The organism is Mycobacterium sp. (genome assembly GCF_049647605.1).
Taxonomy (GTDB): Bacteria; Actinomycetota; Actinomycetes; order Mycobacteriales; family Mycobacteriaceae; genus Mycobacterium.
Window position 1 is genome coordinate 1 of record NZ_JBARXZ010000034.1, and the last position, 10,089, is coordinate 10,089.

The 10,089-nt window shown below is 65.9% G+C and carries 11 protein-coding genes and 1 tRNA gene; 5 read left to right on the top strand and 7 right to left on the bottom strand.

What is annotated here, in order from left to right; translation table 11 throughout:
- The 5 genes from WBB07_RS04995 to WBB07_RS05015 form a co-directional block, all read right to left on the bottom strand.
- The coding region (locus WBB07_RS04995) for an SDR family NAD(P)-dependent oxidoreductase (protein ID WP_526305340.1) at positions 1–217 on the bottom strand (217 nt) is incomplete at its 3' end.
- A gap of 27 nt (positions 218–244) precedes the next feature.
- Positions 245–1,228, bottom strand: coding sequence for a saccharopine dehydrogenase family protein (locus tag WBB07_RS05000; protein WP_526305342.1), 984 nt, complete (start codon positions 1,226–1,228; stop codon positions 245–247).
- Position 1,229: 1 nt separating this feature from the next.
- Positions 1,230–1,631: a VOC family protein gene (locus tag WBB07_RS05005; protein ID WP_526305344.1), complete on the bottom strand. Its 402-nt coding sequence runs from the start codon at positions 1,629–1,631 to the stop codon at positions 1,230–1,232.
- Between the two features lie 22 nt (positions 1,632–1,653).
- Complete coding sequence (locus WBB07_RS05010; protein ID WP_526305346.1) at positions 1,654–2,397, bottom strand: SDR family NAD(P)-dependent oxidoreductase; 744 nt, start codon at positions 2,395–2,397, stop codon at positions 1,654–1,656.
- 113 nt (positions 2,398–2,510) lie between these two features.
- On the bottom strand, positions 2,511–3,356 hold the full coding sequence (locus WBB07_RS05015; RefSeq protein ID WP_526305348.1) for a helix-turn-helix domain-containing protein: 846 nt from the start codon (positions 3,354–3,356) through the stop codon (positions 2,511–2,513).
- Between the two features lie 279 nt (positions 3,357–3,635).
- Here WBB07_RS05015 and WBB07_RS05020 point away from each other — a divergent pair, with 279 nt between their 5' ends.
- The gene (locus WBB07_RS05020) at positions 3,636–4,031 is read left to right on the top strand and encodes a hypothetical protein (RefSeq protein ID WP_526305350.1); all 396 of its coding nucleotides are present in this window, start codon (positions 3,636–3,638) and stop codon (positions 4,029–4,031) included.
- 436 nt (positions 4,032–4,467) lie between these two features.
- Positions 4,468–5,217: a type II toxin-antitoxin system death-on-curing family toxin gene (locus tag WBB07_RS05025; RefSeq protein ID WP_526305352.1), complete on the top strand. Its 750-nt coding sequence runs from the start codon at positions 4,468–4,470 to the stop codon at positions 5,215–5,217.
- A 99-nt stretch (positions 5,218–5,316) separates the two neighbouring features.
- Here the strand turns inward: WBB07_RS05025 and WBB07_RS05030 are convergent, their stop codons facing one another.
- Both WBB07_RS05030 and WBB07_RS05035 read right to left on the bottom strand, forming a co-directional pair.
- Positions 5,317–5,907, bottom strand: coding sequence for a hypothetical protein (locus WBB07_RS05030; protein ID WP_526305354.1), 591 nt, complete (start codon positions 5,905–5,907; stop codon positions 5,317–5,319).
- A 323-nt stretch (positions 5,908–6,230) separates the two neighbouring features.
- Positions 6,231–6,313: transfer RNA gene (locus tag WBB07_RS05035), tRNA-Leu, on the bottom strand.
- 258 nt (positions 6,314–6,571) lie between these two features.
- On the opposite strand from WBB07_RS05035, the gene WBB07_RS05040 reads away from it, so the two are divergent.
- The 3 genes from WBB07_RS05040 to WBB07_RS05050 form a co-directional block, all read left to right on the top strand.
- Positions 6,572–8,011, top strand: coding sequence for an FHA domain-containing protein (locus WBB07_RS05040; protein ID WP_526305360.1), 1,440 nt, complete (start codon positions 6,572–6,574; stop codon positions 8,009–8,011).
- Positions 8,012–8,176: 165 nt separating this feature from the next.
- Entirely contained in the window at positions 8,177–8,644 is a 468-nt protein-coding gene (locus WBB07_RS05045; protein ID WP_526305356.1) for an FHA domain-containing protein FhaB/FipA, read from the top strand.
- Positions 8,641–10,089 (top strand): PP2C family protein-serine/threonine phosphatase (locus tag WBB07_RS05050; RefSeq protein ID WP_526305358.1); only part of this gene is annotated, 1,449 nt, incomplete at its 3' end. The genes WBB07_RS05045 and WBB07_RS05050, both read left to right, overlap by 4 nt.

Here is a 10,089-nt window from a genome sequence, read left to right on the forward strand (position 1 = left end):
CCGCGACCGCGGTCGCGACGGCCGCCTCAGCCGCACGTGGGTCAGTCACATCCAGAGCCACCGTGCCTACCTTGTCCCCGTAGGCATGCTTCAGGTCGGCTAGGCAACGTGGGTCGCGTGCGGTGGCTACCAGCTCATCGCCGCGGGCCAGGACCGCCTCGGCGAGGCGGCGGCCCAGGCCGCGCGAACTACCGGTGATCAGCCATACCTTGGTCACAACAATCGTCCTTTCTTCGCGGCGAGTTCAGTGGTCGGTGATGTGGGTGTCGGCGATGGTCTCGGCGAATCCAACTCCGAAAACTTCTGCAGGTGAGTGGAATCCCGGTGTGCGCTCACCGTGGAGGACCCGGCGCGCCGCGTGGGCCGCGGCCATCGAGGTGAACGTGTAGCCGTTGACGGTATCGAGCACCGACCGCGCCACCTGTCCGGCGCTGCCGGTGACTTCAGCGACCGCGTGATAGCGATCGGCATCGCGCTGCGCGGCGCTGGGTCCCTCCGGCAGGCTGGTCACGTCACCGTCGGGGAAGGCGTCCCCCGAGGCGTACACGTAGGTGTTGATGTCTCCGATGCCGGTGGAGCGCCACAGCGTCACCAGATCCGGCAACGTCACCGGTGTGCACGGCACCGGGCCGAACCCGAAGTCGAACACCGCCACCGCTGCCGGGTCCTGGGCAACCAGAGCCCCGCGCACCCGATGCAGGGTGTCGGTGGTGACGTTCTCACTGGCGCTGATCGCCGAACCGCGCGACATCGACCCCGCCACGTGCAACGCGACGTCGATCCGCTGGGGTTCTGTGACGCGGGCGGCGGTATGGCCGGCCAGGCAACCCAGCATCGCCACACTGCCCCCGCTGCCCGGCAACAGCATCACCCCCGCTCTAGTGGCGGCGGCGTCGTAATCCTCGGCAAGTCGGTAACTGTCCAGTTCCGCGGCGATGTCGAGGTAGTGGGTGCCTGTTCGGATCGCCGCGTCCATCAGCGGCCGTGCCGTGCGCAGGTAAGGCCCGGCGCAGTTCAGCAGGACCGCAGCGTCGGCCAGGGCACTGTCGACCGCTTGCGGGTCCCCTACGTCAAACACCACGTAGGGGCAGTCCAGCCTTGTCGCCATCGCGCGCAGCCGATCGTCGTTGCGGCCACCCAATACCGGTCGCAGCCCGAGGTCGCGCGCGTGCCGGGCGACCATCGCACCGGTGTAACCCGTTGCGCCATAGAGCAAGAAGTCATCCATGTCAGTGCTGCCAGCTCTTGTAGACGAACTCGAGGCTGTAGCCGTCGGGGTCGAGCACGTTGGCGGCGTAGTAACGCGGGTCGTAGTGCAATCGGGGGCCGGGCGCGCCGTTGTCGGTTCCGCCCGCGGCGATCGCGGCGGCGTAGGCGGCGTCCACCTCGGCCTGGCTGTCGGCGACAAACCCGACATGGGCAGCACCGCCTGCGGGCACGCCGTGGCGCAGCCAGAAGATCATCCGTCCGGTATCGGCGTCTCCCAGCCCGTAGAGGTCCGGGTGTCCCGGCGGGCCGTCGTTGCCGTTGTAGTCCAGGCGGGTGGTGATACCCAGCGGGGCCAGGGCGGCGGTGTAGAACGCGATCGAGCGTTGCGGGTCACCGACGGTGAGGAATACGTGGTCGAGCATGTGAGGGTCTCCTGTCCCAGATTCAGATGGCGTAGCCGCCGGCCACTTCGATGGTCTGAGCGTTGATCCACCGGTGATCGTCAGATAACAGACTGGCGATGACCGTGCCCACCTCATCGGGTTCGCCGACGCGCCCCAGCGCGGTCTGCGCGGCCAGCGCGGCCTCGAACTCGTCGCTCAGACCGCCGCCGAGTTCGGTGCGGATCGGGCCAGGGGCGATGGCATTGGCCCGGATCCGGCGCTCGCCAAGTTCTTTGGCCAGATAGCGGGTCAGGACCTCCAGCCCGCCCTTGAAACTGGCGTACGGCGCCACGCCTGGGGTCGCCACCCGGGAGGTGGCGCTGGTGATGTTGATGATGTGGCCGCCGTCAGCCAGCAGCGGCAGCAGAGTCTGGGTGAGGAAGAACGGGCCCTTCAGATGCACGTGGAACAGTGCGTCGAACGCGGCCTCGCTGACCGAGGCAATCGGTGTGTACTCGCCGTGGCCGGCATTGTTGACCAGCGAATCAAACGTGTCACGCTGCCACGTGGTCCGCAGCGCCGACTTCAGGGCGTCTCGAAAGCCGGGAAACGACGCAGTGTCGGCCACATCCAGTGACAGCGCAACGGCCGTACCCCCCGCGGCGGTGATGTCATCGACGACGCGCATCGCCGCGTCCGGGTTGCTTTTGTAGGTGAGGATCACACCCACACCCCGCTGCGCGCAGGCGCGGGCGGTGGCCGCTCCCAAACCCCGGCTGCCCCCGGTGACGACGGCGATGCTCATGATGTTGCGTCCTTCCGTTCGGTGCTGACGAGAAGTCAGTCAACGCCGAACAGAGGACGCGAAGAAGGGCGGCACTTCCTGGGTGCAGCGCACCCAGGATCAGCCGACGCCTGTTATTGGGCGTGCTCCTGGCGGCGGGTGGCGCCCAACGAGCCCAACAGGGCCAGGGCGTCCGCGCTGGCCGATCCGGGAGCCGCCGTGGCCACCGTCAACTGCTGGCCGGGGGCGCTGTTGACGTCGAAGGTCTGAAAGCTCAATTCCAGGACACCCACGTCCGGATGACGGATCGTTTTGCGGGTCGCCGACAACCCGGCCACCCGCTGGTCATCCCACAGGCCGCGGAAGGCGTCACTGCGCTGGTAGAGCCGCTGCACCAGCTCTTCGACCTCAGGCACCGCCGGCACAAAGCCTTGGGCCAATCGCAGCGCGCTGACCGCCGCGCGGGCCACCTCATCCCAGTTCACGTAATACTCGCGCGCGATCGGGTCCAGGAAAATGGCGGCCAGCACGCTGCTGTTTCGGCGTTGCAGCGGCGCAATCATTGCTGCGGCAATAGGATTGGCGAGCAAGACCCGAAATGCCGCGTTGGTCACATACGCCGCGGTGTACGCGAAGGCGTCCATGGTCTGCAGTAGTTCCGGGCTGATCATCTCGCTGTCGCGGCCCACCCGCGGTGCTAGCCGAGCGAGCCGGAACGCGTGATCACGGGCATCCGCTGACATGCGAAGCGCCTCGCAGATCGAGTCGAGCACCGGCGCCGATGGGCTGCGCTCACGCCCCTGCTCCAGTCGGGTGTAGTAGTCGGCACTCACCCCCGACAGGACCGCCACTTCTTCGCGGCGCAGGCCCGCAACCCGGCGCCCCGGAGCCGTCGGCAGCCCGGCGTCCTGGGGCGCAATCCGCCCGCGCTGGGCCCGCAGGAACTGGCCCAGCTCACCAGCGGAACTTTGCGTTGCCATGATGGCGACGCTACTCCCGACCTCGGACATCAGTCATCGACTGCCACGTCACGGGCGGTTGCGTGTGCTCGTGCTTTTCGAGTGGAGCTGTTGGCGTCAGACACCAGCAGCATCGAGGGAGGCCCGCCCTTCTCGGCGGAACCACACGGGTCGGGAATTTCGATGAGCGTCAATGGGGAATTTCAGCGAGCGCGATCATCCGTACGCCATGACACAGTTGACCCAATCGACGAACACCACTGCATGTCGGAACCGACGAAGAAGTGAGGTGACAAGGACATGACCGAGACCAGCGCGAACGCCACTACTGCTGAGGAGCAGTTGGTGTATCAACGCACGATCTTCATCAACCCGCCAGTGACCCGGCAATGGGTCGATATCAAGGTGTTCTCCTTGCCTGCGCATGTCGACGATCAGAGCGCGTTGGCGTTGACGATCGCCCACGTGCGCTACCGCGACAGCTACGCCGGCACTTGGGACACAGACATGGTCGACAAACACGGGCCGTACTGGTTGTACGCGATCACCCCACAGACCTTCGCCGTCGCCGACCGGGCCGACGCCGGCACCGTGGAACTACACCCAAGAGCAGCTCGCTACGTTCGTCACTCAATCAACTCGAGGTCTGCGATCCGAGGTCGATGCGCGCTTGCCCAGCTGTGTGCGAATGTCTGAACTCGTGCGACGGGCAGTCCGGGCTCACGGCACTCGCGTCGCCACTCACACTGCTTCGGTCTACGGTTGGTCTTGACCCGAACCAAGGCGTATCCGGGGACGCACCATGCGGGCTAAGGGTTAGGTGCCCGCGGTCGCTACTCAAGGACGGCGACACTCGTCGATGAACCCGCTTTTCACCGCGTTATCGATGTTGCTCGCGGTCAGTGACGCCGTGCTGCTAACCGTGAATCCGATTTAACTAATTCTTTAACTAATTCGCGACTTATGGCTTCATCACGTCACTGCCAGGCGGTTGGCTCCGTGGCAGCTGCACTCCCCGGCGGCCGATGAAGCGGTGCTGCACGGCCGGCGCGCAGAAATCGTTGACCGAACCGTTGCCAGTGCGGCGCATAATGCTTGAGACACCTCATTTTATCCGCGGTACGTTGGCCTCATGACCCGCACTGCCGACCGCGCAACTCTCGACGTCGCCGATGTCATGCAGATCCGTACGCGACTGCTGCAGACGCATCTGGCACGCCGCGACTTCGGCCAGCTAGAGCCGCTGAACCGCGGCGCCCTGGAATCTGCGGTTGCACGACAGGACACCGGCTTTGGGAACGAGTACAAATACACCCGCCCACACGAGATCGCCGCCAGCCTCTTCTACGGGATTGCGATGAACCACGCGTTCGAGAACGGTAACAAGCGCACGGCGTTGGTCGCCGCGTTGGTGTCGCTCAAATTCAATGACGTGGTCCTGTCCAACACAACCCAGGATGACCTATACGACATGGCAACGCAGGTCGTCGCGCACACCTTCCCGATCCCCAACGCTGTGGACCGCACGGTCGACTCGGAAGTCGCCGCGCTTGGGGCATGGTTCCGTGCCCGCACCATCCGCTCGGAGCCGTACGTCGACCGCGCCGTCGAGTTCCCGGAGTTGAGGAAGATCCTCAACTCCCAGGGCTGCGAAATCTCAACTCCCAACGAGAATTACGTCATAATCAGCCGCGGTGCGCAGTCTATGAAGGTTGGCTATCCCCGCGAGAAGCACACAGTTTCCGTTCGACAAGTGAAGCGCATTCGGCGAAGTCTCGGGTTCGACGATCTCGATAGCAGCGAGTTCTACAACCTCGATGTCAGCGTCGACGAGTTCGTGCACGAGTACAGCGAGGTGCTTGAGCGTCTCGCGGACGCCTGAGCTTGCACCATTTCAACAAAGTGCGCCGGTAGCCACCGCGTCGCATCGGAAGCAGTTCCGACGGAGGGGCCGGCGCCGAGCTGGCAAGTAGCACCATGGTCAAGGCCCGCCGAGTCCGTAGCTGCCCCAGTACAGCCGAATCGTCGTTTCCATCGCCTGTGTCGCATCCCGGACCACCAAGCGCTGCACCAAGTTGGCGTAATCGGTGTTCCCAGTCTGCTCATGCTCGACGCGGACACGCTGCATCAGAGACTCCCTGTGCGCGGCCGAGCGCCAGTGACCGTAGGGCTTTCGACGGTCTGCGACCTGTTGCAGCTGACAAATGAGCTCCGGAGGCAGCAATTGGTGTTTCGCGACTTCGCCCAGAAGCCGTCCGAGCCCGAACAACTCCCAGGGTTTTGGTAGCTGGCCGTTCAGTGCGGCGCGCGACGTCGACAGCACACCCGCGACCTCACGTTCGCAGACGACGTGGCAAGAGAAGATGCAGGCGACCCAGATTCCCTCCAGAAATGTCCGGACCGCCGCATCCCAGCCGAGCTGGCCCTCTTCACCCGCTGAGAGTGCCGCCCACTCCTTACCTCGAAGCGTCCGGACGATCCGCTCGTTGATCCAGTCGAGACGCTGGTCGTGGTCGAGCACCCGCACATCCAAATCACCGAAAACGTCGTCCCAGCTCACCTCGTCGGACACCTCAACCGCCCCAAGAACGCGTGCTGAACGGGAACATCCACATCGAGAAAGCGTAGGCCGCAGCGGCGACCACGCTGCGATCGATACGGGTGTTGTATACACGAGACCGAACCGACACCGAGCGACGTCGGCTTGTGCCGCCAGAACTCGAGATGTCGCCCTCGGCGGATGATCCCCCGAGGTCGCCACCTGCGGACGCGGGCGGCTAAATCCCCAAAGACGTGCTCCGAGCTTTGATGCCGGCGATCCAACCAAAACACAAAGGTCACGACCTCTTTCGAGATCGTGACCTTTGTGCCTGGAGTTCGTAGAACTCCTCACGGTGGGCGAAGGGGGACTTGAACCCCCACGTCCCGAAGGACACTGGCACCTGAAGCCAGCGCGTCTGCCATTCCGCCACTCGCCCTGGAACAACCGGAAGACATTAACACGCGGCACCCCCAGGATCCCAAACGCGCTTGTCAGGAGCAGTCCGGGGAAGTAGCGCTGACCTGGTCTGATCGGATTCTCACAGTGCCGATGGTGCCAATGTGCCTGTCGGGACCGATACCATGCAAGAGGAATGCACAGGGCCGCGACACGCGCCGCCACGGTCAGCGCGTCGGGCTCTGCCTACAACTGTGGGTATTACCTGCAGGAACAACGAGGGAAAGTAGGCGGTGACGTGGGCCTGGTACAGCGATTCGACCGCAAGCTCGAGTCCACCGTCGGCGATGCCTTCGCCCGCGTCTTCGGCGGCTCGATCGTGCCTCAGGAAGTCGAGGGCATGCTGCGCCGTGAGGCCGCCGACGGGGTCCGTTCGCTGCAGGGCGGACGGCTTTTGGCCCCGAACGAATACGTCATTACCCTCGGTGTGCCCGATTACGAGAAGGTGCTCGCCGATTCCGAATTGACGGCGGACACTTTTGCCAAGCACCTTGGTGGGTATATCGGCGAACAGGGATGGCAAACGTATGGTGACGTGGTTGTGCGATTCGCGCAGTCGTCGCACCTGCGGACCGGTCAGGTACGTGCGCGCGGGATCGTCAACCCCGATGCCACTCGCGCCACGCCCGCCGACGCCGCACCCCAATCCAGCACCGACGAGCCCGCCCCGTCACAATCAGACCAGGCGTCTACCGCAGAACCAGGAGTATCACCGATGAGCGACAATCCGAGTCACCGCGGCGGCCAAGGTCAGGGGCAACCCGGAGACGAGTACTACGACGACCGCTACGGCCGTCCTCAGGAGGATCCGCGCGCAGCCGACCCCCGCTCGCAGGAGCAGGCCGGTCCCCCGCCGCGCGACCCCAACTACCCGCCGCAGCGCCCGGGCGGTTACCCCGATCAGGGTGGCTACCCGCCGTCGTACGAGCAGCGTCCGCCGGCCGGCTACGGCCCGCCCTCGGGTGGCTATGAGCCCAACTACGACCCGAACTACGGCCGCGGCCCCGCCGGCTACGGCCAGCAGGGCGGTGCCCCCTACGGTCAGCCCGGCCAGGACTACGGCCGTCCGGAAGGCCGCCCGCAGGCCCCCAACCGTGGCTACGACGACTACGGCCGCCCCGGCTACCCCGATCAGGGCTACCAGGGCCAGAACTACGGCCGTCCCGGTCCGGACTACGGCCAGGGCCAGCCCGAGTACGGCGGCCGCTACCCCGAGGGCGGCGGCTACGGCGAGCAGCCCCGTGGTGACTACGACTACGGCCAGCAGGGCGGGCAGCAGGATTACGGCCAGCCCGAATACGGACAGCCGGATTACGGCCAACAGGACTACGGACAGCCCCAGCAGGGTGGTTACGGCTACGGCCAGGCCGCGCCGTCCGGGTATGCCGGTGGCGCCAATGTCACTCTGCAGCTCGACGACGGCAGTGGCCGCACCTACCAGCTGCGTGAAGGGGCCAACGTGGTCGGTCGCGGCCAGGACGCACAGTTCCGGCTCCCCGACACCGGCGTGTCGCGCCGGCATCTGGAGATCCGCTGGGATGGCCAGGTGGCCCTGCTGTCGGACCTCAATTCCACCAACGGCACCACGGTCAACAACGCTCCGGTCCAGGAATGGCAGCTGGCAGACGGGGATGTCATCCGCCTCGGCCACTCCGAGATCGTGGTCCGCGTTCACTGAGCCTGTCCTGCGTCACCGACGCTGTTGCGGCCGACACCCCGAGGCGCTCGTGTGCGCTTGGCCCTCGTCTGGGTGGCTGCCCAAGTATCGTGACGATGCCAGCGGGTGCAGGCTGACACGGGGTCGGCCGCACCAGGTAACGGCAGCGGACGGGAAGGACGCCAGATGCAGGGACTAGTGCTGCAGCTGACGCGTGCCGGTTTCCTGCTGCTGCTCTGGCTGTTCATCTGGTCGGTCCTGCGCATCCTGCGCAACGACATCTACGCCCCGACCGGCGCGGTCATGGTCCGTCGGGGCCTGGCCTTCCGTGGTGCACTTCTGCCGTCCCGTCAGCGGCGCACCACGGTGCGCTACCTGGTGGTCACGGAAGGTGCGCTGGCCGGCACCCGGATCACCCTCGGCACCCAGCCGGTGCTGATCGGACGCGCCGATGATTCCACCTTGGTCCTCACCGACGACTACGCATCGACGCGGCATGCGCGCTTGTCGCAGCGCGGCTCGGAGTGGTACGTCGAGGATTTAGGATCGACCAACGGTACTTACCTCGACAGGGCAAAGGTGACAACGGCGGTACGAGTTCCGATGGGGACGCCGGTACGAATCGGCAAGACAGCGATCGAGTTGCGCCCGTGACGTTGGTTTTGCGTTACGCCGCCCGAAGTGACCGCGGCCTGGTGCGCGCCAACAACGAGGACTCCGTCTACGCGGGTGCCCGGCTGCTGGCGCTCGCCGACGGGATGGGCGGCCACGCCGCCGGTGAGGTGGCCTCCCAGCTGGTCATCGCCGCGCTGGCCCACCTCGACGACGACGAGCCCGGCGGCGACCTGCTGAGCAAACTCGACTCCGCGGTGCTCGACGGCAACGCCGCGATCGCCGCTCACGTCGAGATGGAGCCCGAGCTCGAGGGTATGGGCACCACGCTCACCGCAATCTTGTTCGCCGGCAACCGACTTGGGCTGGTCCACATCGGCGACTCCCGCGGCTACCTGATGCGCGACGGCGAACTCAACCAGATCACCAAGGACGACACCTTCGTCCAGACCCTGGTGGACGAGGGCCGGATCACCGCCGAGGAAGCACACAGCCATCCGCAGCGGTCGCTGATCATGCGGGCTCTCACCGGCCATGAGGTCGATCCGACACTGATCATGCGGGAAGCCCGCGCCGGCGACCGTTACCTGTTGTGTTCCGACGGGCTCTCGGATCCGGTGAGTTTCGAGACCATCCAAGAGGCGCTGCAGATCGAGGATGTCACCGACTGTGCCGACCGCCTCATCGAATTGGCGCTGCGTGGTGGTGGACCCGACAACGTCACCGTGGTGGTGGCCGACGTGGTCGACTACGACTACGGGCAGACCCAGCCGATCCTGGCCGGCGCGGTCTCCGGCCAAGACGACGACACCGCACCGCCCAACACCGCGGCCGGGCGCGCCTCCGCCTTCAACCCGAAGCGCACCGCCGCCAAACGTGTTGTGCCGCAACCAGAACCACCGCCAAAGCCGAAGTCGCGGCGCAAGACCTTTCTTGCGGTAGCCGTGATCGTGCTGCTGCTGATGGCCGGGCTGGCGGTCACCCGCCAGATCATCCGCAGCAATTACTACGTCTCCGAGTACGACGGCACCGTGTCGATCATGCGAGGTATCCAGAGTTCGTTTCTGGGCATTCCGCTGCAGGAGCCCCACCTACTGGGCTGCCTGACCGATCGAAACGAGTTGTCCCAGATCAGCTACGGCCAATCCACCGACAATCTGAACTGCCGCCCGATGCAGCTGGCCGATCTGCGGCCCTCCGAGCGCACCCAGGTGGCGGCCGGTCTGCCCGGCGGTTCGCTCGACGACTCCATCGAACAGCTCCGTGAGCTGGCCCGCACCTCGTTGCTGCCCCCGTGCGTTGTTCCCGAGCCCACCCCGGCTCCGACCACGGCGGCACCGCCGCCCTCCCCGAACCCGTCACCGGCCCCGGCACCTTCTGCGGCACCCGGAACCGGGGGTGCCACCGCCGCCCCCCAAACCTCCGGTCGCCCCACACCGACACCGGCCACCAGTACCTCCCCGGCTCCCCGGCCCACTCCCCCGGCC